This is a genomic window from Streptomyces sp. NPDC059906, assembly GCF_042730645.1.
Lineage (GTDB): Bacteria > Actinomycetota > Actinomycetes > Streptomycetales > Streptomycetaceae > Streptomyces > Streptomyces rubrogriseus.
Genome location: NZ_JBHWKU010000013.1, coordinates 87,241 through 111,887 on the forward strand (window position 1 = coordinate 87,241; position 24,647 = coordinate 111,887).

At 72.1% G+C, this 24,647-nt stretch carries 19 protein-coding genes and 1 pseudogene; 10 read left to right on the forward strand and 10 right to left on the reverse strand.

Features of this window, described 5'->3' with window-relative positions; all coding sequences use genetic code 11:
- Positions 1–190: 190 nt before the first annotated feature.
- The 4 genes from ACFV9J_RS20875 to ACFV9J_RS20890 all read right to left on the reverse strand — a co-directional run bounded on the left by ACFV9J_RS20875 (position 191) and on the right by ACFV9J_RS20890 (position 4,601).
- The gene (locus ACFV9J_RS20875; RefSeq protein WP_385356233.1) at positions 191–1,597 is read right to left on the reverse strand and encodes an FAD-dependent monooxygenase; all 1,407 of its coding nucleotides are present in this window, start codon (positions 1,595–1,597) and stop codon (positions 191–193) included.
- A complete protein-coding gene (locus ACFV9J_RS20880; RefSeq protein ID WP_385356234.1) occupies positions 1,587–2,798 on the reverse strand; it encodes an MAB_1171c family putative transporter in 1,212 nt (403 codons plus the stop codon). The genes ACFV9J_RS20875 and ACFV9J_RS20880 overlap by 11 nt, the downstream gene beginning before the upstream one ends.
- A gap of 94 nt (positions 2,799–2,892) precedes the next feature.
- Positions 2,893–4,077, reverse strand: a complete 1,185-nt coding sequence (locus ACFV9J_RS20885) for an MAB_1171c family putative transporter (RefSeq protein WP_385356235.1) — start codon at positions 4,075–4,077, stop codon at positions 2,893–2,895.
- Complete coding sequence (locus ACFV9J_RS20890) at positions 4,074–4,601, reverse strand: toxin (protein ID WP_385356237.1); 528 nt, start codon at positions 4,599–4,601, stop codon at positions 4,074–4,076. Before ACFV9J_RS20890 ends, ACFV9J_RS20885 begins: the two co-directional genes overlap by 4 nt.
- A 270-nt stretch (positions 4,602–4,871) precedes the next feature.
- Between ACFV9J_RS20890 and ACFV9J_RS20895 the strand changes: the two genes are divergently transcribed.
- The 4 genes from ACFV9J_RS20895 (at position 4,872) to ACFV9J_RS20910 (ending at position 9,614) form a co-directional block, all read left to right on the forward strand.
- On the forward strand, positions 4,872–6,230 hold the full coding sequence (locus ACFV9J_RS20895; protein ID WP_385356238.1) for an extracellular solute-binding protein: 1,359 nt from the start codon (positions 4,872–4,874) through the stop codon (positions 6,228–6,230).
- Complete coding sequence (locus ACFV9J_RS20900; RefSeq protein WP_385356240.1) at positions 6,227–7,168, forward strand: carbohydrate ABC transporter permease; 942 nt, start codon at positions 6,227–6,229, stop codon at positions 7,166–7,168. The genes ACFV9J_RS20895 and ACFV9J_RS20900 overlap by 4 nt, the downstream gene beginning before the upstream one ends.
- Positions 7,165–8,028 carry a carbohydrate ABC transporter permease gene (locus ACFV9J_RS20905; RefSeq protein ID WP_385356242.1) on the forward strand — a complete coding sequence of 288 codons (864 nt, stop codon included), beginning with the start codon at positions 7,165–7,167 and terminating at the stop codon, positions 8,026–8,028. The genes ACFV9J_RS20900 and ACFV9J_RS20905 overlap by 4 nt, the downstream gene beginning before the upstream one ends.
- 80 nt (positions 8,029–8,108) lie before the next feature.
- On the forward strand, positions 8,109–9,614 hold the full coding sequence (locus tag ACFV9J_RS20910; RefSeq protein ID WP_385356244.1) for an alpha-N-arabinofuranosidase: 1,506 nt from the start codon (positions 8,109–8,111) through the stop codon (positions 9,612–9,614).
- A 12-nt stretch (positions 9,615–9,626) separates the two neighbouring features.
- Here ACFV9J_RS20910 and ACFV9J_RS20915 read toward each other — a convergent pair whose 3' ends face one another.
- The gene (locus tag ACFV9J_RS20915) at positions 9,627–12,431 is read right to left on the reverse strand and encodes a beta-galactosidase (protein ID WP_385356246.1); all 2,805 of its coding nucleotides are present in this window, start codon (positions 12,429–12,431) and stop codon (positions 9,627–9,629) included.
- Positions 12,432–12,528: 97 nt separating this feature from the next.
- On the opposite strand from ACFV9J_RS20915, the gene ACFV9J_RS20920 reads away from it, so the two are divergent.
- Positions 12,529–12,987, forward strand: coding sequence for an RrF2 family transcriptional regulator (locus ACFV9J_RS20920; protein ID WP_385356247.1), 459 nt, complete (start codon positions 12,529–12,531; stop codon positions 12,985–12,987).
- A gap of 185 nt (positions 12,988–13,172) precedes the next feature.
- Entirely contained in the window at positions 13,173–13,829 is a 657-nt protein-coding gene (locus ACFV9J_RS20925; RefSeq protein ID WP_385356249.1) for a DUF4360 domain-containing protein, read from the forward strand.
- A gap of 30 nt (positions 13,830–13,859) precedes the next feature.
- Here the strand turns inward: ACFV9J_RS20925 and ACFV9J_RS20930 are convergent, their stop codons facing one another.
- Positions 13,860–15,428 carry a substrate-binding domain-containing protein gene (locus tag ACFV9J_RS20930; protein WP_385356251.1) on the reverse strand — a complete coding sequence of 523 codons (1,569 nt, stop codon included), beginning with the start codon at positions 15,426–15,428 and terminating at the stop codon, positions 13,860–13,862.
- 274 nt (positions 15,429–15,702) lie between these two features.
- Here ACFV9J_RS20930 and ACFV9J_RS20935 point away from each other — a divergent pair, with 274 nt between their 5' ends.
- Positions 15,703–16,671 (forward strand): arabinan endo-1,5-alpha-L-arabinosidase, encoded by a 969-nt coding sequence (locus ACFV9J_RS20935; RefSeq protein WP_385356252.1) that lies wholly within the window; start codon positions 15,703–15,705, stop codon positions 16,669–16,671.
- 39 nt (positions 16,672–16,710) lie between these two features.
- Here the strand turns inward: ACFV9J_RS20935 and ACFV9J_RS20940 are convergent, their stop codons facing one another.
- From ACFV9J_RS20940 to ACFV9J_RS20955, 4 genes are all read right to left on the reverse strand, one after another.
- A complete protein-coding gene (locus tag ACFV9J_RS20940) occupies positions 16,711–17,922 on the reverse strand; it encodes a helix-turn-helix domain-containing protein (RefSeq protein ID WP_385356253.1) in 1,212 nt (403 codons plus the stop codon).
- Between the two features lie 184 nt (positions 17,923–18,106).
- Entirely contained in the window at positions 18,107–19,048 is a 942-nt protein-coding gene (locus ACFV9J_RS20945) for a hypothetical protein (protein ID WP_385356255.1), read from the reverse strand.
- A 41-nt stretch (positions 19,049–19,089) separates the two neighbouring features.
- Entirely contained in the window at positions 19,090–20,685 is a 1,596-nt protein-coding gene (locus ACFV9J_RS20950; RefSeq protein ID WP_385356257.1) for a DUF6801 domain-containing protein, read from the reverse strand.
- Positions 20,686–20,777: 92 nt separating this feature from the next.
- Positions 20,778–21,410, reverse strand: a complete 633-nt coding sequence (locus ACFV9J_RS20955) for a hypothetical protein (RefSeq protein WP_385356258.1) — start codon at positions 21,408–21,410, stop codon at positions 20,778–20,780.
- Positions 21,411–22,062: 652 nt separating this feature from the next.
- Here ACFV9J_RS20955 and ACFV9J_RS20960 point away from each other — a divergent pair.
- From ACFV9J_RS20960 to ACFV9J_RS20970, 3 genes and pseudogenes are all read left to right on the forward strand, one after another.
- Complete coding sequence (locus ACFV9J_RS20960; RefSeq protein ID WP_385356259.1) at positions 22,063–23,073, forward strand: ABC transporter ATP-binding protein; 1,011 nt, start codon at positions 22,063–22,065, stop codon at positions 23,071–23,073.
- Between the two features lie 5 nt (positions 23,074–23,078).
- A pseudogene (locus ACFV9J_RS20965) lies at positions 23,079–23,834 on the forward strand (MlaE family ABC transporter permease); the annotation flags it as partial.
- A gap of 6 nt (positions 23,835–23,840) precedes the next feature.
- Positions 23,841–24,647 (forward strand): ABC transporter permease, encoded by an 807-nt coding sequence (locus ACFV9J_RS20970; RefSeq protein ID WP_115741938.1) that lies wholly within the window; start codon positions 23,841–23,843, stop codon positions 24,645–24,647.

Consider the following 24,647-nt stretch of genomic DNA (forward strand, 5'->3'; position numbering starts at 1 on the left):
TCATGCCCGTCTTGGCTCATGCCCGTCTTGGCTCACGCCCGCCTTGGCTCACGCCCGCCTTGGCTCACGGCCGTCCTGGCTCACGGCCGTCCTGGCTCACGGCCGTCCTGGCTCACGGCCGCTCTGGCTCACGGCCGTCCTGGCTCACGGCCGCTCTGGCTCACGCCCGCTCTGGCTCACGCCCGTCCGGTCACTCGCCCGTGCGGTCCAGTCCGTCCAGCACCTCGCGCTCGCCCGGGGTCAGCGGCGGCCCGGTCAGCAGGGGGAGCGGCGGCCCGGCGAGCGCGGCCAGGACCGCCGACGGGTGGAACAGGCGGGTCGGCGGTGTGCGCATGCTGGTGACGTCCCAGAGCGCCGAGGCCGCGGCGAAGGAACCGGTGGCCGCCCTCGTCATGCGCCGCGTGTACGCCGTCGCCGCCCGGTCGGCGATCCCCGGCCGCCCGCCGCCGCGCGTCAGGGGGTAGAGGACGTCCTGCCCGACGGCCATGGCCCAGGCCGCGTCCACCGGGCGCGCCGCACCCCGCAGCACCCGCCGGGCCAGGCCGGGCGTGTCGAGCCCGCCGGCCCGGTCCAGCTCCCGGCCGAGGACGCGGGCGCCGAACGCGGCCACCGACATGCCCTGTCCGTAGGCCGGGTTGAAGGTGCCGAGCGCGTCGCCGAGGACCACCAGGCCCTCCGGCCAGTGGGGCACCTTGTCCAGGTAGTGCCGCACATTGCTGGTGGACCGGCTCAGGTGCACGTCGGTGAGCGGTTCGGCGCCGGAGATCAGCCGGCCCACGATCGGGTCCGGCAGATCGAGCGTGTACCGCAGGAAACCCTCGGGATCGGCCGGTGGTTCACCGCCGCGCGTGCCGCCGCAGCTGACCAGCCAGCGCTCGCCCTCGATCGGCATGACCATGGCGCTGCGGCCCGGCCGGGAGACGTACGGATCGGCGTGCACCACCGTCAGCGGGAACCGCTCCGCCCCGGCCGGTACCCGGTACAGGCGCGAGGCGTTGACCAGCCCCGAGTCCACGGTCCGGGTCCGGACGCCGGACAGCCCGAGCCCGTCCAGCCAGGGGATGATCCGGGTCCCGCGTCCGCTCGCGTCGACGACCAGGTCGGCGTCCAGGTCCTCCTCCGCGCCGGGCCCCGACACCCGCACGCCCCGCACCCGCCCCGCGGACCCGCTCAGGCCCACCACGGCCGCCCGGCGCACCTCGACGGCCGTCTGTTCGAGCACCGCGGCCCGTACCGTCCAGTCCACCAGCGCCCGGGTGCAGGTGAGCATGACGGGCCCCGCGCGCCGCCACCGCCGCAGCCAGCCCTCGGGGCCGCGGGCCAGCACGCCCGAGCTGAGGGACACCTCGTGCGCCCCCGCGGCGAGCAGCCGCTTGCCCAGGCTCGCGCCGGGCACGATCTCCTCCATCGCGGTGAGCCCGCCGGGCATCAGCAGGTGCGCGTGCCGGCCCTGGGGAAGACCCCGGCGCTGCCGGGGCCCGTCGGGCAGCTCGTCGCGGTCCAGCACGACGACCTCCGCCACGCCCGCGTCGGCCAGCACGGCGGCGGCCAGCATCCCGGCCAGTCCGGCACCGACGACGACTGCTCTACGCGACATGGGGCTCCTCGGGTTCGCTCAGGGGTCCGGTCAGGGAGGACGGGTCCGTGCCGCCGGGTGCGGCGGCCCGGCCGGGCGGACGGTGCAGGGCCTGCGACAGTTCCACCAGCCCGCTCGCGCCCGGTACCTCGGTGGCGTGCAGCCGGTAGGAGCCGGTGGCGTCGGACGGTTCCTCGCGGGCGGTGGCCCGGCGCGCCGCGTCGGCGAGCATCGCCGCCTCCGCCGCCAGCCGCGCCTCGTGCGGGGAGCGGCCCGCGCGCAGCGCGGAGTCCCGTGCCCCCTCGCGGACCCGGTGGTCGAAGTACGGCGCCAGGGTGAGCAGGGCGTCGTGGATGGAGACCTCGCGCCACTGGAGCCGGGCCCGGGGAAGCCGCCACCAGACGGACGGCTGCCGGGGAGCCGTGGACACCGGTTTCACCAGCGACCACAGCGGACCGAGGCGCCGGTAGTCGTCCAGCCCCCGCCAGTGGGCGAGGACGGAAGGCAGCAGCCTGGGCAGGGCGAACCCCACGGAACACACCAGCGCCGCCAGCGACGCCATCGGCGGGGCCACGCTGGTGGACAGGAAGTCGAGGTCGTGACCCGTCCACCGCGCCACCACGGCCGTGTACTTGGTGAGCTGGAACCCCACCAGGTCCAGCAGCGCGCCCAGCAGGATCAGCCGCAGCCCGACCCGCAGCAGGCCGCCCACCTCACGGCTCCACTTGACGCAGACGGCACACATCACCAGCATCGCCGCGCTGTGCCCGAGCAGGTACAGCAGGATCATCTCCCGCATGAACGGGGTGCCCGCGTAGTACGTGTCGAGGTCGGTCAGCCGCTCGGTGTCCGCGTCGGCGAGCAGGAACAGCACCACGATGGCGGCCACCAGCAGGCCGTAGGCCGCCATGCTGCGCAGCACCGCGCGCCGCACCACCGGCCGGGGGCCGCCCCGCCAGTTGATCAGCAGCACCAGCACCGCGCAGCTGTACGCGGAGAGCATGCCGTAGGTCAGCGGGGCCCCGAAGTTGGTGACGCCGGTGAGTTCGTTGACGGTGCCGAGGGTGGCCGGGGCGGCGCACACGAAGACCAGGGCACCCAGGACGATGGCCACGCAGGTGGACAGGGCCAGCGGATTGCGGACGGCCGTCCGGGGGCGGCGGAACAGCAGCACCGAGGTCATGCCGAACACCACTGCCGCCAGGTAGACGACGAGACTCACGTCCGACCACTCCTTACGTGCGGAACCTGTGCGACCCGGCCGTGCCGGGTGCCCGCGCGGCCGTCCGTGTCACCCTCGGTGACACCGCCGGGCGTCACGCGGTGCCCGCCGTCGTCCTGCCGCTCGGCGCGGTGGACGCGGCCGGCACCCGCACGGCGCCGGCGAGCACGTCGGAGATCCTCGCGAGGGCCGCCGGGTCCGGCGCCGGGGCCGGCGGGCGACCGGTGCCCGCGGCGGGCGGCGACCCCGTCCCGGGGCCGGCCTCGTGCCGCAGCGCGTCGACGATCACCGCGGCCCAGGCATGCGCCCCGGCCAGTGCGGGATCGCCCGTCGCCGCCAGCGTGTCGGCAAGGGTCCGGTCGTACAGGTCCCGGTCGCAGTACGCGTCCAGGTGGCCGAGCGCGTTGTGGATGCTCGTCCGGCGCCACATCAGGAGGGTGGCGGGCGAGGCGAACCGCGGGCGCGGCAGCCGCAGCGCCCGGCGCACGAGCAGGTCGTCCAGGGCCCGTTCCAACGGCCCCAGCCGGGCGTACGCGCGTCCCGCCCGGCGCCACTCGGCCACCCGCGGCGTCACCAGCGGCACCAGTACCCCGACGACCACCAGCAGAGCCCCGAGGCCGGCGGCGGCCGGGGAGACCGTGGTGCCGAGCGCCGACCAGTCGCGCCCGGACCAGCGGGCGCCCACCGCGACGAGCTTGCCGGCGCTGTAGCCGGCGCCGCACAGCGAACCGGCCCCGATCAGCGCCAGGCCGGCCCGCAGCCCGCCGCGCACCTGCCGGGCCCAGCGCAGCGCGGACACCGTCGTGACGGTCGCCGCGGTCAGGTGCGCGACCAGGTACAGCACGATCATCTGGGCGATGAACGGGGTCGTCGCGTAGTAGGTGTCCAGGTCGGTGCGGCGCTCCACGGGCGCGTCGCCGAGCGCGAAGGCCAGCGCGATGCCGAGGACCACGACGGCGTAGGCGAGCGTCCACCGGCGGGCGGTACGGCGCACCCGGGGACCGCCGCGCCAGTGCACGACGAGGACCTGGGAGGCGGCGCAGTATCCGGTGATCGCCGCGTAGGTCACCGGTGCCGCGAGGTTGGGCACGCCGCTGAGCCGGTTGACGGCCCCGACCGTCGGCGGCGCCCCGAGCAGGAAGCAGAGCCCGGCCATTCCCAGCACCGAGCAGATGGCCCGCAGATACGGATCGTGCCGGTGCCGCAGCAGGTCGGGGGCCCGCACCGCGAGGCCGAGCCAGAGCGCGGCGCAGCTCAGGTAGTTGATCAGGCTGTTCATCCGGTCGTCCCGCGGTAGTTGAGCGCGGCCCCGATGCGGCCGGCGAGGCTCTCCGGGCCGGCCGGACCGCCGCCCTCCGCGGCGAACACCGAGTCGGTGGAGGCGTCCAGCCAGGTGCGCAGCCGGCTGCCCATCAGCATGCCGAAGCGGTCCGCCTCCTGTTCCTCGGCCAGGGAGAAGTCGCTGCGCGCGGCCACCGCCCGGGACCGGTCGTCCGCCTCCGCGCCGCCCTCGGCCCGACGGCGGCTCATGTGCCACACCTCGTGGCACAGGATCACGATCTGGTGCCACACGGCCGCGCGTTCGTCGACCACCACGTCGTCGTGGCTCTCGCGCTCGAGCCACAGCCCACTCGCGGTGTGCGGCGGGAACGCCGCCCGGTGCACGACCACCTCCCGTCCCCGCCACGTGCTGACGGAGGCGACGAGTGCCTCGAACAGCACCTCGGGATCAGCCGGCACGGCCACCTCGATGGGGTCGATGAGAGCGTCAGCGAGACGCCGCATCTCCTTCCTGGTACGCACCGCTGTCTCCTCGTTCCCCCGGACGTCCGTCGGTCACCCCTGCAATATGCCAAGACGCGCGGCCTCTGGGCCAGTTCCCGGGGCCCGGTCGATCGCGAGGTGGCCGAGACGGTGCCCTCGGGACAGCCCCCGCCGCCTGTGAAGACCGGCCCGATCCTGCCTGAACCATTGACGCGCAAGCGCTTCCCACCTACGTTCCCGTTCGAAGTTACGAGCGACATCCGAGATATCGAACAATCACTCTTTGAATGACGACAGATGGGGCAGGGCATGGGACGACCTGGCCTGAATCGCAGGCACTTTCTGGCCGCGGCCGGCGGTCTGACGGTCGCGGGCAGCTTCGGCTTCGCGGCGCTCGGCACCGGCGCCGACGCGCTCGCCTCCGGAGCGGACACCCGGGTCCGCTACTGGAACCTCTTCAGCGGCGGCGACGGATACAACATGATCGCGATGCTGGACTCCTTCCGCGAGGACAACCCCGGCATCGACGTGAAGGACTCCACCCTCCAGTGGGGCAGCCCCTTCTACACCAAGCTCGCCATGGCCGCCGCCGGCAACCGCGCGCCCGACCTCGGCGTCATGCACCTCGGCCGCGTCACCGGCTTCTCGCCCGGCCGCCTCCTGGACCCCTGGGACCCCGCGCTGCTCGCCAAGTACGGCGTGCGCGAGCAGGACTTCAACCCGGAGCTGTGGAAGCGCGCAGTCATCGACGGCAAGCTCTACGCGCTGCCGCTCGACATCCACGTCCAGCTCTGCTTCTACCGCAAGGACGTGCTGAAGAAGGCGGGCCTGCTCGGCGAGGACGGCCGGATCGTGCCGGTCGACTCCACCGAAGCGTGGTTCGACGTGCTCAAGGAGGCCAGGAAGGCCACCGCGAAAGGGCTGCAGACCATCGGCCTGTGGCACAACGACCAGAACTTCCAGTGGTGGTTCTTCGTCGCCTTCTACACCCAGCTCGGCGGCACCTGGTTCAACGACGCCAAGACCGAGGTCACCTTCGACACCGGCAAGGCCGTCCAGGTACTGGAGTTCCTGCGCAAGCACGTCGCCGACGGGTACGCCGACCCCTCCTTCGGCGGCGGTGCCGGTGCCGAGCAGTTCGTCAACGGCGCCCCCTTCGCCTGGGAGGGCAACTGGTCCGTGCCGGTCTTCGACGCCGCGAAGCTCGACTACGGCGCCACCGAGCTGCCGCCCGTGTTCGGCCGGCGCGCCACCCACGCCGAGTCCCACTCCTTCGTCCTGCCGCACCAGGCCGACCGCGGCGGCGCCACCAACGAGGGCGCGCACCGGCTCGCCGCCTACGTCGTCAAACACGCCCGGCAGTGGGCGGCCGGCGGGCACATCCCCGCCTACACGCCGACCCTCTCCACCGCCGCGTACCAGAAGCTGCAACCGCAGAACGAGTACGTCTCGGCCATGGACCACCAGGCCACCGAGCCCAAGGTGTGGTTCGCCGGGTCCACCGGCATCCTCGCCCAGCGGGTCGGCCCGGCCGTCGTCTCCTCGACGACGGGCTCCGCGAAGCCCGAGGCCGCCGCCCGCCGGATGAAGGGCACGCTCACCGAACTGCTCGCCATGAAGAACCCCATGGACGGCCGCACCGCCGCGCAGGGAGGTGCCACCGCATGACCGCCACCAGTGCCGAGACGATCGTCCGCCCGGCGCGTGCCAGGACCGCCGCCGACAGCGCCGGCGTCCGCCGCGGGCAGGGCTTCCAGCACGGCGGCTGGTTCGTCGCCCCGTTCCTCGCGCTCTTCGCGCTCTTCGTGGTCTGGCCGCTGCTGCGCGGCCTCTACCTCAGCTTCACCGACGCCAACATCTCCGGCGACAGCGCGAACTTCCTCGGCCTCGACAACTACCGCGAGGCCCTGAAGGACCCCCTGATGTGGGACGCGCTCGGCCACAGCGCGTACTTCACGCTGCTCGTCGTGCCCTGCATCACCGTCCTCGCCCTCCTCCTCGCGATGCTGGCCCACCACATCGAGCGCGGCAAGTGGCTGTGGCGGCTCTGCTTCTTCCTGCCGTTCCTGCTGCCGTCCACCGTCGCCGCGAACCTGTGGCAGTGGCTGTTCAACCCCGGCACCGGCATGGTCAACCACGTCTTCGGCCTCGAAACGCCCTGGCTGACCGACAAGTCGTACGCGATGCTCGCGGTCGTCATCACCACCCTGTGGTGGACCGTCGGCTTCAGCTTCCTGCTCTACCTCGCCGCGCTCCAGGGCATCCCCGCCCACCTCTACGAGGCCGCCGAACTGGACGGCGCGAACGCCTGGCACCGCGTCCTGCACATCACGCTGCCGATGCTGCGCAACATCACCGGCCTCGTCGTCGCCCTGCAGATCCTCGCCTCCCTCCAGGTCTTCGACCAGGCCGTCGTCATCCAGGACTTCGGACCCGGACCGGAGGACTCGACCCGCACCTTCGTGCAGTACACGCTCGAACAGGGCTTCACCAGCTACCGCGTGGGCTACGCCTCCGCGATCTCCATCATCTTCTTCGTGCTCATCGCGGCCGTCGCCCTCGCCCGGATGTGGCTGCTGCGCAACCGTGAGGAGGGCGGCCGATGACCACCGCCGCACCGCCGGTCCGCACCCGCCCCCGCCGGAGCTGGACCCCCGGCCAGATCGTGCTCACGCTCCTGGGCACCGCCGTCTCCGCGGTGTTCCTCGCCCCGCTCGCCTGGGCCCTGTTCACCTCGCTCAAGTCGGAGACCGAGGCGGTCGAGGTGCCCACGCACTGGCTGCCCGACGACTGGACCGGGCAGGCCTGGAAGGCCCTCTTCGAGACCGGCAACATCACCGACTGGTTCGTCAACTCGCTGGTCGTGTCGGTGTGCGTGACGGCGATCGTGCTGCTGGTCGCCGCGCTCGCCGGATACGGCTTCGCCCGCACCGAGTTCCGGGGCAAGGGCGCCTTGATGGGCGTGGTGATGGCGGGCCTCATGGTCTCCCCGGCCGTGCTCGGCGTCCCGCTGTTCACCACCGTCCAGCAGATGGGGATGGTCGACACCTACTGGGGCATGATCCTGCCGCAGTGCGCACCCGCCGCGATGGTCTACATCCTCTACAAGTTCTTCCAGGGCATCCCGCGCGAGCTGGAGGAGGCCGCCTTCATCGACGGCGCGGGCCGCTGGCGCGTCTTCTTCACGATCATCGTGCCGCTGTCGCGCCCCTCGCTCGCGGCGGTCGGCATCTTCACCTTCATCAGCTCCTGGAACAACTTCCTGTGGCCCTACATGGTCACCAACAACCCCGACCTGATGACCATGCCCAACGGCATCGCGACCGTCATGAACTCCTACGGCATCCAGTGGGCCCAGCTCATGGCCGGCGGCCTGATGGCCGGCCTGCCGCTGATCGTCGTCTTCGTCTTCTTCCAGCGCCAGATCGTGGCGGGCGTAGCGCACACAGGACTCGCCGGTCAGTAGAGCGCCCCAAAGGGGCGCGGGGAACTGCGCGACAAGCCACGACGCGCCCGCAGACAACGTACAACCACCGAAAGGAAAAGATGCGCACCGCCCGCTTCACCCTCGACCCCGCCTTCACCGTCGGCGCCGTCAACCCCCGTCTCTTCGGCTCCTTCGTCGAACACCTCGGACGCTGCGTGTACACCGGCGTCTTCGAGCCCGGCCACCCCACCGCGGACGCCGAGGGCCTGCGCCAGGACGTGCTGGAGCTGGTCCGGGAACTCGGCGTCACCGCCGTCCGCTACCCCGGCGGCAACTTCGTCTCCGGCTACAAGTGGGAGGACTCGGTCGGCCCGGTGCAGGACCGCCCGCGCCGCCTCGACCTCGCCTGGCGCTCCACCGAGACCAACCGCTTCGGCCTCCGCGAGTACATCGACTTCCTGAAGAAGCTCGGCCCGCAGGCCGAGCCCATGATGGCCGTCAACCTCGGCACCCGCGGCGTCGCCGAGGCGCTCGAACTCCAGGAGTACGCCAACCACCCCTCCGGCACGGCCCTGTCCGACCTGCGCGCCGAGCACGGCGACAAGGACCCCTTCGGCATCAGGCTCTGGTGCCTGGGCAACGAGATGGACGGCCCCTGGCAGACCGGCCACAAGACCGCCGAGGAGTACGGCCGCCTCGCCGCCGAGACCGCCCGCGCCATGCGCCAGATCGACCCGGACGTCGAACTGGTCGCCTGCGGGTCGTCCGGGCAGTCCATGGAGACCTTCGCCGAGTGGGAGGCGACGGTCCTGAAGGAGACCTACGACCTGGTCGACCACATCTCGCTGCACGCCTACTACGAGCCGCACGACGGGGACGTCGACTCCTTCCTCGCCTCCGCCGTGGACATGGAGTCGTTCATCGAGAACGTCGTCGCCACCTGCGACCACGTCGGCGCCCGCCTCAAGTCGAAGAAGAAGATCAACCTCTCCTTCGACGAGTGGAACGTCTGGTACATGAGCAGGACCGAGGCCCAGGTCAGCGCCCTGGACTGGCCCGAGGCGCCCCGCCTGCTCGAGGACAACTACAGCGTCATGGACGCGGTCGTCTTCGGCTCGCTCCTGATCGCCCTGCTGCGGCACGCCGACCGCGTCACCGTGGCCTGCCTCGCGCAGCTCGTCAACGTCATCGCGCCGATCATGACCGAGCCGGGCGGCCCGGCCTGGCGCCAGACGACGTTCTTCCCCTTCTCCCAGGCCTCGGAGTACGGCCGCGGCGAGGTGCTCGACGTCCGGGTGGACTCACCCACGTACGAGACGGGCAAGTACGGCGAGGCCGACCTGCTGCACGCCACCGCCGTGCGCGCCGAGGACGGCTCGGTGACCGTCTTCGCCGTCAACCGCTCGCGCACCGGGGCCCTCCCGCTGGAGGTCGCCCTGAGCGGCCTGGAGCTGACCGAGGTCGTCGAGCACAGCGCCCTCGCGGACGCCGACCCCGACGCCCGCAACACCCTCGCCGAGCCCGAGCGCGTCGTCCCGCACGCGGTCGACGGCACCTCCCTGAGGGACGGCCGGCTCACCGCCGCCCTGGAACCGCTGTCCTGGAACGTGATCCGGCTGCGCTGACCCGGACCCGGGTCAGCCGCGGGGCCGGCCGGGGGAGGGGACGGGCTTCACCGGCACTCCTCCGGCCGCGCCGCCCAGCAGCTCCAGGCGCACCGGGCCCGGTCCCGACGGCGCGCCGCCGCCGGACAGGACCGCGAGGGCCAGGGTGTTGGCGGCGGCCCGGGTGCGCAGGATGCCGTTCGGCAGGACGAAGGTGTGCTGAGCGCCCGTGCGGCCGCCCACGTACGCGCCCAGGTTCCAGCCGTTCAGGAAGACCTGGACGCGGTGGGCGCCGGTGCCGCGGTCCCGGGGTCCGTCCAGGCGCAGCCCCACCGAGGCGTCGATCTCCGGCGGGACGTCCAGGCGGAACGTGGTCCGGTACCAGGTCACGCCCTGGCGCCGGTCCCCGCCGGACAGCGCCGCCGGGGACACCCGCTCCCACTCGCCGTCGCCGTACCCGGGCAGGTGCCAGCCGTGGCGCTCCCCGTACAGCCCGCCGTTGTTGAGCGGCCCGCGCACCGGGTCGGGGGCGGCCGCGCCCATGATCCGCCAGCGCACCTCGGGCGAGGCGCCCTCGAAAGCGGCCGACGTCAGCCCGCGGGCCTCCCGGTACGCGTCCTGGCCGTGCTGGGTGCGCCGGACCAGGACGGACAGGACGGCGCCTTCGTCGCCCTCGCCGCCCTTGCTCCCCTCGCCCGCCCTGCTCCCGGCGGTCCGCCGCAGCCCGGCGCGCAGGTCCGTGGGCAGCCCGAAGCCGGCCGTGCCGGTCCACGTGCCCTTCCCGTCGCCCGCCCCGCCCGGCTGGTGGCTGCCCAGCGGCACCCCGTCCAGCCAGGCCATCAGCAGGCCGTCCGCGCCCGTGCGGTACGAGAGGGACACCCGCTCCAGCCCCGTGGCGCCGGTGAGGCGGGCGCGGTACCAGACGTCGCCGTAGTGGAAGCCGTAGTCGTCGGCGAAGAGCACCGGCCGACCGTCCGGGACCGGAGTCGTGCTGTGCGACGTGCGCCGGTCGGCGACCGCCCACCCCTCGTCGCCGTAGTCGGGCCGGGACTCGAAGTTCTCCGTGCGCCGGCGCCAGCCGTCCAGCGCGGGCAGCACCGGGTCGGGCACGCCCGGCAGCGGCCACACGGCCATCAGGCTCAGGGCGCGGCCCAGGCCCGACTGCACCGCCTCGCCGTTCCAGGTGACGTCGGTGATGCCGCGCGGCGCCCACACCTCCAGCTCCCGTTCGGCGACCGTGTCACCGGTCAGCCGGATCGTCGTACCGTCCAGGGCGGCCTCGCGCAGCAGCTCCGGTCCGCGCACCAGGACCCGGCCCGACGGGGTCTCGTACGGCCACAGCCGCAGCGAGGCGGCGTCGTCGGCGACGATCAGCAGCAGGGTGCGGTCGGTGTCGCCGCCGCGCACCCGCACCCGGGTCAGCCGGTCCTCCTTGAGCGGCACCGTCACATGCAGTTGCCCGCGGTCGAAGGCCCAGGCCGCCTCCTCGTCCAGCCGGGTCGGCCACGGCTCGTCGGGACAGTCCAGGACCAGGTGCGCCATCTCGCCGGCCCGCCCCACGAACGCGGCGATGTCCAGCCGCCCGACGCTCATGGCCAGCATGGGCTGCACGGTGGCGTACGCCAGCTTGCGCCCCGAGCCCAGGCGCAGGCCGGTGGCGAGGAGCTTGGCGTCCCGGGCGGGCACGGTGACCTCCACGTCGGCCCCGCCCATGGGGAGGGTCGAGGTGACGTCGGCGGCGGAGTCGTTGCGCAGGACGTAGGCGTGCGCCCCGGTGTCCGGATCGGCCAGGTGCCGCACCCGGACCCGGGCGTCCGTGGCCCGGACCGCCGCCTCCGCCTCGGTCATTCCGGTGAAGTCCGGTACGTGGCGCAGCAGTTGACCGAGCTGGTGGAGCGGCGCGAGCTTGTCCGTCGGCCGCCGCGCCTCGTCGATCGCCGCGTCGGGGTCGTAGGTCGGTGCGGGCGCCGAGGGCGCGGGCAGCCAGCCCCACGAGGTGCCGCCGAACGCCATCCGGACGTTGTGCAGGGTGCTCCCCCGCGCCAGGCGGTCGAAGTGGACCCGCCGCGCCTCGGCGGCGTCCCGGACCGGCCCCGGCTCCCGACGGGCGAGCGGCGGGTCACCGTGCAGCAGGGGCACGTCGATGCCGTCGGCGCGCATCCTCGTGCGCAGGAGGTCCAGATCGGCGCTCCCCGGGGCGTCGGCCCGGTAGAGCAGCACCGTGCCGGTGCCCCGGGTGAACAGGTGCCGGGCGGCGACGGCGTCGACCCGGCTCAGCCACTCGCCGGCGTGGCGCAGGTACGCCGGGTCGGTGCTCCCGGCCCGGCCCCCGACGGTCGTCAGCCAGCCGGGCAGGCCCCCGGCGTCCACGTCGGCGCCGATGTACGGGCCCGGGTGCAGGACGACGTACAGACCGCACTCGGCGGCCGTGCGCAGGAACAGGCCGAGGTCGCGGACACCGGTGAAGTCGTACGCGCCGGGAGCGGGGGAGTGCTGGTTCCAGGCGAGGCGGACGTCGACCGCGTTGTGGCCGTAGGCCCGCATCTTCTGGAGCACGTCCCGCCACAGGGACGGGCTCGGCAGCCGGAAGGGGTGCAGCTCGCCGGACCACAGGGCCAGCCGCCTGCCGTCCACCAGCAGCGAGTCGCCCTTCAGCGCCACCCGGTGGCGCGCGCCGTCGGCGCCGGGCGGGCCGGGCGGCGGTCCGGTGGGCGCGGGGCCCGGGGCGCCGGAGGCGGGCAGCGCGGTGCTGCCGCCCAGCGCGAGACCGAGGACGGTGGTGCCCGCGAGGGCGCTGAACGCTCGTCTGCCGAGCCTGCTGGGCCTGCTGAGCTCCAAGGGAGCCCCTCCTGTAGCGCGCGTGTCTCCGGTCCCGCCGCCTGCGCGGGACCGCCTGTGCCGGGCCATTGTCCCAGCGGACGCCACAATGGTCGGCATGAGGATCTCGGCGCGTGCGGACTACGCGGTACGGGCGGTACTGGAACTGGCCGTCCGGGAGGACGGTTCCCCGGTCAAGGCGGAGGACGTGGCCGCCGTCCAGGACATTCCGCACAAGTTTCTGGAGGGGATCCTCGGGGACCTCAGGCGCGGCGGCGTCGTGGAGAGCCGGCGCGGCGGGGGCGGCGGGTACCGGCTGGCGCGCGGGGCGTCGCAGATCACGGTGGCGGACGTGATCCGGGCGGTGGACGGCCCGATCGTCTCGGTGCGCGGGGAGCGGCCGACGGAGCTGGTGTACACGGGCACGGCGGGGCCCCTGCTGCCGCTGTGGGTGGCACTGCGTGCCAATGTGCGCAGGATCCTGGAGGGCGTGACGATCGCGGACCTCGCGGCGGACGCGCTGCCGGACCCGGTGCGGGACCTGGCGGCGGAACCGGCGGCGTGGGAGAACCCGTAGGCCCCTCCCGCGGGGGCCTCCCGGGGGGTGGGAACCGGCCGGTGTGAATGGCCGGGAGAGTGCCTGTCCGCCCTCGGCGGCGCTCCCTACGATGCGACCGTTCCGTGAATGTCATGTGCACACCACGTGTAGATGGCGGACGCATTCAACCACATCCACCCCCCACCGACCGGGATGGGAGACCCATGGCCACCGGCCTGCTCCTGAGCGGCACGATCGCCGCGCTCCTCACCTCCGTGCTGCCCGCGCAGCAGCACCAGTCCTCCGGCGGGTTCGAGGACCCGCCGCCGGACAAGATCGTCATCAAGGTCGCCACCGTGAACGGCTCCGGCTGTCCGCAGGGCACGGCGGCGGTCGCCGTCTCCGAGGACAACACGGCGTTCACCGTCACGTACAGCGACTACCTCGCCCAGGCGGGCGGCGACTCCGCGCCCATCGACTTCCGCAAGAACTGCCAGCTCAACCTGCTCGTCCACGTCCCGCAGGGCTTCACCTACGCCGTCGCCAGCGCGGACTACCGGGGCTTCGCCGCCCTCCAGCCCGGCGCGAAGGGCATCCAGCGGGCCTCGTACTACTTCCAGGGCTCCCCGAACACGGAGTACCGCACCCACCCCTTCGGCGGCCCCTACAACGACAACTGGCAGGCCACCGACAGCACCGACTGGGCGCAGCTGGTCTGGGCGCCCTGCGGGGTCCAGCGCAACTTCAACATCAACACGGAGCTGCGGGTGAGCACCGGGACCTCCGACCCCGACGAGGTGAGCTTCATGACGATGGACTCCACGGACGGTGACATCAGCACGGTGTACCACCTGGCGTGGAAGGAGTGCCCGGAGCCCTGACCGGGCCGCCGCGGGCCCCCCTTCGGGGCGTCACCCCGCGGCGGGCGCGCCGTCCGGCCGGCACAGCAGTGGCTTGTCCAGCTCGGCGCAGGGGCGGTGGCCCTTGGAGCGGATGACGTCCTTGCCGACCTCGTCGGCGAGGTAGCGCAGGAAGCCCGCCGCGATCGAGTCGGCCGGCGGTTCGCCGTAGGTGTAGGCGATCTCCGTCTGCCAGTACGGGTACGCCCCCTGGTCGGCGCCCTCCAGGGTGGCCGGGTAGCCGTCGATGCGGATCTGCCGGACGTCGTCGTGCGCGGCGGCGGCGCCGACCTCGCTGTGCCCCAGGGCCCCCGGGGTCGAGGCCACCGTGTCCAGCAGCGTCCCGGTGCCGCCCACCTCGCAGCGGCCCGGCCGGTCGCGGTCGAGCCCCGCGCAGTCGGGCGTGGTGACGGCCGGGAGGGGGCGGCCGCCGAGGACCTGCCGTTCGAGCGTGGTCCGGGTGCCCGAGCCGGGGTTCCGGCTGACCAGGTGGACGGGGACGTCGTTGCCGCCCACCTGGCTCCAGTCGGTGACGCGCCCGGCGTAGATGTCCCGTATCTGCTGCAGGGACAGGTCCTCGACCCCCGCCTCCTTGTGCACGACCAGGGTGAACAGGGACAGCGCGACGGGCCTCGGCAGCAGCCGCGGGCGGCCGTCGGACTTCGGTCCGTCGCTGAACGCCAGTCTGTCGCCGAGGCCCCCGCCGTCCGGGAGCCGGGCGGCCGCGCCGGCGGCGGCGAGGGTGTCGAGCCCGTCGACGCTGCCCTTGAAGGAGGTGGCGGTGAGCGGGATGCGGGCGTCCGGGCAGGTCCGCTCGTACTGCTCCGCGGCCTCCCGCAGCACCGGAGCGAAGGCCGTGGAGCCCGACAGGTGCAGGGTCCCGGCGGCGCAGTCCAGCGGCGCGGCGGCGTCCTCGCCCCCGGCCAGGGTGAACGCCGACTGGGTGGCGCTGACCAGGATGAGCGAGGCGAGCAGCCAGCGGACCTGGCGCGAGGCGAAGGGGTAGTACGCGGTCTTCCTGATGTTCCCGCCGCGCACCCCGCCGACGATCCCGGCGGTGACCTCGGGCTCGGGGAACTCGGGCTCGGTGAAGCCCTCCTCGCGGTCCAGGACCGCCAGGACCTTGTAGTGCGCCCGGCGGTTGAGGATCACCTTCGGCAGTTTGACCTCCCTGCCCGTGGTCTCGAAGCCCTCGGCCCCCGGCACGAAGAAGGTGGGCGGCACCTGGGGGCTGCGCTCGGTGACGGTCATGCCGACGACGCGGCGGCCGGGAAAGGCGATGCGTATGCCCACGGGGTCGCTGGCGGGAGCGACGTAGTCGGCGGCGACGACGGGGCTCCAGCCGGCGTTCTCGATGCGCAGCAGGACGACCGAGGGGTCGCGCAGGTTCATACCGTCCCACTGCATGCGCTGCAGCACCGTGGTGTCCGGCCCCGAGGCGGCCGAGTCCCGGATCGTGGTGTCCAGCTGGACGCGGTAGCCGAGCCGTTTGCGGCCCGCCAGCACGAACTCCCACAGCGCGGCCGCCACGGGCACGGCCAGACCCAGGACGGCGGCCAAGGACCCCCAGGACAGACTCACGTCCGGCTCCCCCTCAGGACGGTGACACGGGAGGCCATGGTGGCGGGGGAGCGGTCGCAGGGTGCGCGACTCCGGTGACTCCACGGCTCGAATTCACGCGCCGGTCACCTTCGGCACCCGCTGTTCTCCGGACATCAACCGCCGTCGGCGCCGGGGGCATTGACGCGCAAGCGCTTCGACTCTAGGTTCCGTCACTGCGTCACGTCCGGCACCACGAATGTTGTTCGAGATATCGATCGGATATCGATCGGATATCGATCAGACGGGAGCCCCCATGCGTCGCAGACGAGCCGCACTCCTCGCCCTCCCCACCGCCGCACTGCTCGCCCTCGTCCCCTCCACGGTGTCGGCCTACCCGAACCCCGGCCGGGTCACCGGCTCCGTCGTCACCCACGACCCGACCATGATCCGCACCTCGTCCGGGCAGTACCGGCTCTACGCCACCGGCGGCGGCATCAGCAGCAAGGCGTCCTCGGACCGCACCGCCTTCTCCGCGGGCGCCGACGCCTTCGGCTCCCGGCCCGGCTGGTGGTCGCGGTACTCGTCCGTCCCGGAGGCCTGGGCGCCGGACATCTCGTACCACGGCGGCAAGTACCTGATGTACTACTCCGTCTCGTCCTTCGGCTCCAACACCTCCGCCATCGGCCTCGCGGGCTCCGCCACCGCGGCGCCGGGCAGTTGGAGCGACTACGGCATCGTCTACACGTCGGACTCCGCAAACGACTACAACGCCATCGACCCGAACCTCTTCGTCGACGACGACGGCAAGTGGTGGCTGTCCTTCGGCAGTTGGTGGACCGGCATCAAGATGATCCGGATCGACCCGGCCACCGGCAAGCAGCTCGCCTCCGACACCGCCCGCCGCTCGCTCGCCTCCCGCCCGACCGGGACCAAGGCCGTCGAGGCGCCGTACGTCGTCAAGCGGAACGGGTACTACTACCTCTTCGCGTCCTACGACACCTGCTGCGCCGGCACCGGCTCCACCTACAAGGTGAAGGTCGGCCGGGCGACGAGCGTCACCGGGCCCTACCGGGACCGGAACGGCGTCGCGATGACGGCGGGCGGCGGGACGCCGGTGCTGGAGTCGCACGGCAGCGTCATCGGCCCCGGCGGACAGTCGATCATGAACGACGTGGACGGCGACCTGATCGTCTACCACTACTACGACGGCAACGACAACGGCACGCCCAAGCTCGGCATCAACCTCCTGGACTGGAGCAGCGGCTGGCCCGTGGCGTACTGAGCCGCCCGCCGGTACGCACGCGCGCACCGGCCCCGGTCGTCACTCCGGGTCGTCGTGGCCCCGCAGGTGCAGCGAACGCAGGGCCACCTCGATGGCGAAGCGGTGGTCGGGGTCGGCGAGCCGGTCGCCCAGGTAGGTGTCGAGCGTCCGCAAGCGGTAGCGGACGGTCTGCGCGTGCACGCCCAGCATCTCGCCGACCTGCTCCGCGGGCGCCCGGGTGGACACGTGCACGCGCAGGGTCTCCACCAGCCGGTCGCGCCGCCTGGCCGGCAACTCGTCGAGCGGGGCCAGTTCACGGGCCGCGACCCGGTCGACCAGGGCCGAGTCGGACAGCAGCCACAGGGTCGTCAGATGATCCTCGCAGCGGATCAGCGGGGCGTCGGGTATGACATCGTCGTCAACGAGCTGCAGCACGCGGCGAGCCCAGCGGACGGAGTCGGCGGCCTGGCCGACCGGCACGGTCAGGCCCACCGCGGCGCGGGTGCCGGCCAGGGCCGTGCGGATCATGTCGAGGCGGGCGGGGGTGAGGTCCCCGGGCACCAGCAGGTGCGGCTGCGGTATGTCGAGGTCGGCGAGGACGTCCCGGTCGAGTCCCGCCTGGATGTGCTCCGGCGCCGGAGACTGCAGGGCGACCAGGAAGCAGGACCGGGGCAGCTCCCAGGCGGCGGCCTTGCACAGTTCGGAGACGGCCGTCCGGGGCAGCGGCGAGGCGGCGAGCAGGAAGTGCAGTAACTGTCTTCGTAACGCGGACTCCTCGGAGGCGGCCCGCTCCCGGACCTCCGCGTATCCCTCGCGGGTGATCGCCTCCAGCTCCTCGACGTAGGCGAAGAGGGCGTCGGCGAAGGCGAGGATCAGCGCGGGGGAGAGGCTGTACTGCCGGCCCAGTGTCTTGGCCCGGCGCAGCGCGATACGGGCGCCGAGCCGGTAGGCCCCTTGCAGGACCTCCAGGTCGCGGCCCTCGTAGGCCTCCACCCGGCCGAACCTGCGCAGCAGTTCGTCCCGCAGCTCCGAACTGCTGGAGGGGTCGGCCACCCGGTCCACGAAGGCGGTCAGCGCCTGCTCGACGCCCTGGCGGATCGCGTCCCCGTCCGGGCCGTTGAGCAGCCTGCCGTACACCGGATAGCTGCGGGTGACCTCGGTGCGTATCTCGTTCAGCAGCCCCGGGAGCAGCGGACGCATGAAGGCCGCGAACTTCTTGGGGAGGGGGTCGAGCGGTTCACCGAGCACCGAAGGACGCGCGATTGAGGGCATGAGTGATCCCTTGCCGTCGACATGTCCGGTGGCATGGGCCGACCGGGCCCCGCCCTCGGCGGGCGGGGCCCGGACCGGTCCACTGGGCGTTCACCGGTCTGGCAGAGCTGAAGGTAAATCAACTTTGTTGTGTTGTACATCTCTTGGGGAGGAAACGTGTCCCGGTTGTGTGTGCCTTTGGCTGTTACTCGACGGCGGAGTGCCAGTTCTCGGCCAGCACCTTGCCGGCGTCGGGGACGACGGTGCCGGGTGCGTTGAGCCCGGTGAGGTGGGTCCGGGTGTCGTTCAGGGTGACGCTGTTGTTCCCGGCGGCGGAGGGCAGCCCGGTCTTCGCGTTCACCGCGAGGTTGATCAGACCGACGTTCAGGCCGCAGCCGGTGGCGCCGGGCACCGCGAAGGTGCTGTCGTTCTGGGTGGCGCCGGTGAGGTTGATCCGGCTCATCTCGCCGGCCGGGTCCGCGGTGCCGTCGCCCTGGAAGAAGGTCATGCCGAACTCGGGGTAGTTGCGGTTCTCCGGGCGCAGCACGATCGGGTCGGCGGCCGTCCCGATGTAGCACTTGTCGCCGAGCAGCGGGTTCTCCAGGTGGATGCGGACCGGCAGGGCGACGATGGGCATGTCGGTGAGGACGCCCGCGGTCTGGTCGAAGGCGTAGGGCGCGCCGACCGACTCCATGGTCGCGGTGATCTTGTTGAGGCTGGAGTTCTCCAGCGACTCGCAGATGCCCGTGATGACGAATATGTCGCTCGGGCACATCAGACCGAGCAGTCCGCCGGGCACGGTGGCGGGCTCGGCGACCAGCGCGCCGGAGGCGGGGGCGACCACGCTGCTGGTGCCGTCCGCGTTCTGGACGACGCCCATCTGCAGGTTGGTTCTGCCGGTCGTCACGGTGGTGTCGCCCAGCTTGATGGTGCCGCTCGCCGAGGTGGACACCACACACTGCGGGGTCTTCTCGAAGCCGTCGGCCGCCAGCATCGCCGGGGCGTCCACGGGGCAGCGGGTGAAGGGGGCCCACTCGCCGTTCAGCGCCGGGTCGGCGGCGGTCGCCGTGCCCAGGGAGGCGAAGGCGCCGAGCGCGGTCAGCGCGGACACGGTGGCGAGCCGGGTGCGGGTGGAGATCGGGCGCATGGTGGTGGCCTTTCGGGGAGGTGGGAGAGGAGGGAGCCGGATCAGCGCTCGGCGACGGGGATCACGATGGGCTGGAGGTCCTCCGTGCACTGGCCGTCGGTGTTCGGGCCCGGGAACACCGGTGCGCCGAGCGCGCACGTCTGTCCCTGGACCTGCTTGATGTAGTTGCCGGGGCCCGAGACGGAGGCGGTGAGCAGGCGATCGAGGTCCTCGCCGTCGGAGCCGCAGCCGGTGAAGGCGGGAATGGCCGCCTCGCCGGTCAGCGTGCCGCCGCTGAGGAGTTTGTATCCGGTGACGTCCTGGCCGGTGATCTGCTCACCCCGGCCGTACAGCACCAGGTGGTCACCCGGATGATTCACGGGATCCGGGTCGACCGAGGTGAGGGACCCGTCGGTCCGGCACTCGGAACCGACTTCCAGAGGAGTCCCGTTGACCTCCAGGGAGGTCACATGAAGGACCAACGGAGCCCGGACATAGGTGTCCATGGTCGTCAGGCCCTTGAGGAAGTAGAACTTCAGGCGCGAATCGATCCTGATGGGGGCCGTCTGCTCCAGCACCATGGTGGCGGTCACCGGGGCGAAGTCGAAGGACAGGAAGGTGCTCCGGAACGGCGGTGTCTGCCTGCGCCCCTGGTAGCCGAAGTCGGCCCACGACACGGTGTCGAAGATGATGGCTTCCGGGTCCGGGGGGCCCGCCACGGGGTCCCCTTGTTCGATCAGCATGCAGGACGGCGGCAGGTACGAGGCGGCCTTCTGCTTGCGCACGTTGGTGTATCCGGTGATGTAGGCGGCGAGCGACGCGTCGGTGGGCGGATGCTGTTCGTCGAAGAGGCATGGCGGTACGGCCCGGTCCGCGGCGGTGCCGGGGGTGTTCTCCACCACCTTCGGCGACCGCTCGGACTGCCGCTCCTCAGCCTGGCTCCCCGGGGTGTCCGACTGCCCGTCCCCGGCCGGGTCCGAGGCCGACGCCGACCCGGACGGGGAGGGCGAGCCGCTCGCCCCGGGCCCGCCCGCGCTGACCGGCACGGTCGCCAGCAGCCCCTGCTCCGGCGCGTCCTCGGCGAGGGCGCAGTCGACGGTCAGCGAGCCGGGGTCCGCGCCGGCCGGATCCGCCGCCCCGAGCGCCAGGTCGATCGCGAGGGCACCCGCGGAGAACGTCAGGTCGCCGTCGCTCCGGCCGGCCACCGAGGGGACGTCGCCCTGCGTGACCAGCGTCAGCGGGCCGGACCCGGGCAGCGCGACCGGCTCGGAGCCTCCCCGCCAGGTCGCCGTGGCCGTGGCCGAGTTCTGGGCGACGTCCACGGTGAGCCGGGTGGCCGCCCGTACCTCGGCCGCGTCGTGCGCGGTGAGGTCCGCGACCGCCTCCGCCGGGAGTTCGACAGTGATGGTGACGTCGGACGGCGTGAACGCCTCGCCCGCCCCGGCCCGTTCGGGGAACTCCGCCAAGACCCGTACCGTCGCGGGCAGCTGCCCCGAGGGCAGGGTGCAGACGTAGGGGAGTTCGGCCTCGACCTCCTGGCTGCCCGTGGCCGACGCGGTGGTCGGGATCAGGGCGGCGAGGACGACGAACGCGGCGAACGACGTGATTCGGGCGCGGCCCCGAAGAGGCCGCGTGGTGGCGGTGGGTTGGGCCTTCATGCGACTCCGCTCGGACGTGGCGTGGATGCGCGGCGCAGAGCCCGCGAACGCCCGGCCGTGGTGTCGGCCGGGCGAAGGTGCGCGGGGTGCGGCTACGGGTTGGAGCCGACGATGGTCGGGATGACCCCGGTTTCCTTCTCCGTGACGGCGTAGTCGCCCTGGAAGGTGGGTTGCGTGTCTTCCGTGACGATCGCGCCGCAGTTGACGGGGTTGCTGACCGCCAGTTCACCGGCGACGCTGTCGACCGCCAGGATGCCGGTGGAGTTGGTGTAGGTGGCCGAGGCCTGACCCTTCACCGTGAAGCTGCAGGCACCGGCGGACACGTTGGCCTCGACGTCGCCGACGTAGCCCGTGGTGACACCGGTGGAGGCGTCGTAGTCCTCCGCGACGACGCTCCAGGGGGTGACCGAGGTGGTGGTGATGTTGCCCAGGACACTGGAACACGGCGCGCCGGCCGTACCGAAGTTCATGGTGTCGATGCCCGCGACGTTCCCCGGGTTGCCCGTGGTGCTCTCCATCGTGCCGTCGGCGGTCGAGACCGTACAGGTCATCGGGATGGTGGCGATCAGCACGATGTTGCCGACGTTCACGGCCTCGAACTCGGCGGGCGACGGGTTGACCGTCCACACCGTGGAGGGCACCGCCGAGGACGGGGCGGCGGCAAGACCCAGCGCCGACGCGGCCGCACACACCACGAGGGCCGACCTTCTCATGTTCTTCTTCATGACTCGGACTCTCCTTGAGGGTTGACCGGATTGGGCCGTGACGTTACTCGTCGGAAACATAGCCGAACAATGCGGCCGTCCATGATTCTTTGAAAAGTGGAACAAGCTGTTTCCGGGGTGAGTGAAACGCGATTCGGCTTAGTCATCCGATGCCAAGGTCGAACCGTTCGGCTCGCGGTGCTCCCGCCCCGTCACCGTCGCACGCAAGGAGGTTCCGATACTCATCCGATGACAAGTTGCCGATGGGTTCTTGTGTCTCCCATGACAGGTTCCGGATGGCCGAAGTCGGTATCCCGGAAAACTCCGGACCCGGTGTTGCCCGCCGAGGTTACTCGGCCGTAACGTGCCGGTGCGGTGCTCGGTTCCAGGTCGGTGGCCCCCGTCGGCCGGAGCCATGGCGGACGCGTTCTGGCCCACCCTCCATCGGGCCCGGGTGTCCGCCGGCGGGGTCCCGCGGGATCCGCACCCCCCGGAACCGCGAGACCCTGCCCTGTCTCCCCGGAGACAAGTGCGGGGCGGCGAGGTTGTCAGCGCGGTGACAAGTTCCGCGGGGGCGCCGAAGATCCGTGTCGCACCCGTTGTCAGTGCGCTTCGGGCCGACTTAACGTGCGGGCCCGCAGCGCGTATCCGATTGGCGTCCGCTGGAGGTGATATGGGAATCGAAGTAGTGGTCGAGGGCCTGACCAAGTCCTTCGGTAAGCAGAGCATCTGGCGGGACGTGTCACTCACTCTTCCGGCGGGAGAGGTCAGCGTGATGCTGGGCCCGTCCGGAACCGGTAAGACCGTTTTCCTGAAGTCGCTCATCGGGCTGCTCAAACCCGAGAAGGGCCGTGTCCTCATCAACGGGGTGGACATGGTGAACAGCCCGGAAAGAGACATCTACGAGACCCGGAAACTGTTCGGTCTCATGTTCCAGGACGGCGCCCTCTTCGGGTCCATGTCCCTTTTCGACAACATCGCCTTCCCGCTGCGCGAACACACCCGCAAGAAGGAGTCCGAGATCCGCCGCACCGTCATGGAGCGGATCGAGGTCGTCGGGCTGCTGGGCGCGGAGGGAAAGCTGCCGGGAGAGATCAGCGGCGGCATGCGCAAGCGGGCGGGACTGGCCCGCGCGCTCGTCCTCGACCCGCAGATCATCCTGTGCGACGAACCGGACTCCGGCCTCGACCCGGTCCGCACCGCCTACATCTCCCAGCTGCTGATCGACCTGAACGCGCAGCTCGACGCGACGATGCTGATCGTCACCCACAACCTCGACATCGCGGCCACCGTGCCGGACAACATGGGAATGCTCTTCCTGCGCCAGCTCGTCACCTTCGGCCCGCGCGAGGTGCTGCTCACCAGTGACGAGCCGGTCGTGGCCCAGTTCCTGGGCGGCCGGCGCGAAGGGCCCATCGGGATGTCCGAGGAGAAGGACGCGGCCACCCTCGCCGCCGAGGCGGACGCCGCCCCCGCGGCCCCGGCCGGCCCCCGCGTGATCGTCCCGCAGCTGGAGCCCTCGCCCGGCATGCCGCCGCGTCAGGCCGTCGTCCGCCGGCGTGAGCGAGTCATGGGCATGCTCGACTCGTTGCCGCCCGCCGCGCGGTCCGCCATCCGGGACACCTACGCCAAGAGCTCCGAGGCGGCCACCCTGCCGATGCCCACCGCCGGGGGCGGCGCGTGATCACCGGCGCGCTGCGGCAGACCGGGCGGCTGTTCGCGCTCGCGGCGGAAGTCGTGCGGGCCGTGTTCCGAAGACCCTTCCAGTTCCGCGAGTTCGTCGAGCAGTTCTGGTTCGTCGCGAGCGTCACCATCCTGCCCGCCGCCCTGGTCTCGATCCCCTTCGGAGCCGTCATCGCGCTCCAGGTCGGCTCCCTGACCGAGCAGCTCGGCGCCCAGTCGTTCACCGGCGGCGCCAGCGTCCTCGCCGTCGTCCAGCAGGCCAGCCCGCTCATCGTCGCGCTGCTCATCGCGGGCGCCGGCGGCTCGGCGATCTGCGCCGACCTCGGCTCCCGCAAGATCCGCGAGGAACTCGACGCCATGGAGGTCATGGGCGTCTCCCCGGTGCAGCGGCTGGTCGTGCCCCGGGTGCTGGCCGCGATGGGCGTCGCGGTCCTGCTCAACGGGCTGGTCTCCGTCGTCGGCATCCTCGGCGGCTACTTCTTCAACGTCATCATGCAGGGCGGCACCCCCGGCGCGTACCTCTCCAGCTTCTCCGCCCTCGCCCAGCTGCCCGACCTCTACATCAGCGAACTCAAGGCGCTGGTCTTCGGGTTCATCGCGGGCATCGTCGCCGCCTACCGGGGACTCAACCCGCGCGGCGGCCCCAAGGGCGTCGGCGACGCCGTCAACCAGTCCGTCGTCATCACCTTCCTGCTGCTCTTCTTCGTCAACATGGTGATGACGGCCGTCTACCTCCAGATCGTCCCGCCGAAGGGAGGCTGAGGTCCGATGGCCTCCCCGCTCGTCTGGCTCGACCGCTCCGGCGACCAACTGCTCTTCTACGTCCGGGCCCTGCTGTGGGTCCCGCGGACCCTGCGCCGCTACCTCAAGGAGGTGCAGCGCCTCCTCGCCGAGGTGGCCTTCGGCTCCGGCGGCCTCGGCGTCATCGGCGGCACCATCGGCGTGATGATCGCGATGACGCTCTTCACCGGGACCGTCGTCGGAATCCAGGGCTACGCGGCCCTCGACCAGATCGGCACGGCCGCGTTCACCGGATTCGTCTCCGCCTACTTCAACACCCGCGAGATCGCGCCCCTCGTCGCCGGACTCGCCCTCTCCGCGACCGTCGGGGCCGGCTTCACCGCCCAGCTCGGCGCGATGCGCATCAACGAGGAGGTCGACGCGCTGGAGGGCATGGGCATCCGCTCCATGCCCTACCTCGTCACCACCCGCATCATCGCCGGCGTCGTCGCCATCATCCCGCTCTACGCGATCGGGCTGCTCTCCTCCTTCCTCGCCTCCCGCTACGTGACCGTCCTGTTCAACGGGCAGTCCCGGGGCACCTACGACCACTACTTCAACCTCTTCCTCTCCCCGACGGACGTGCTGCTCTCCGTCCTGAAGGTGCTGATCTTCAGCGTGATGGTGATCGTCGCCCACTGCTACTACGGCTACCGCGCCTCCGGCGGCCCGGCCGGTGTCGGCGTCGCCGTCGGCCGCTCCGTGCGCAACGCCATCGTGCTGATCAGCGTCACCGACTTCTTCCTGTCGCTGGCCCTGTGGGGCGCGACCACGACCGTGAAGGTGGCGGGGTGA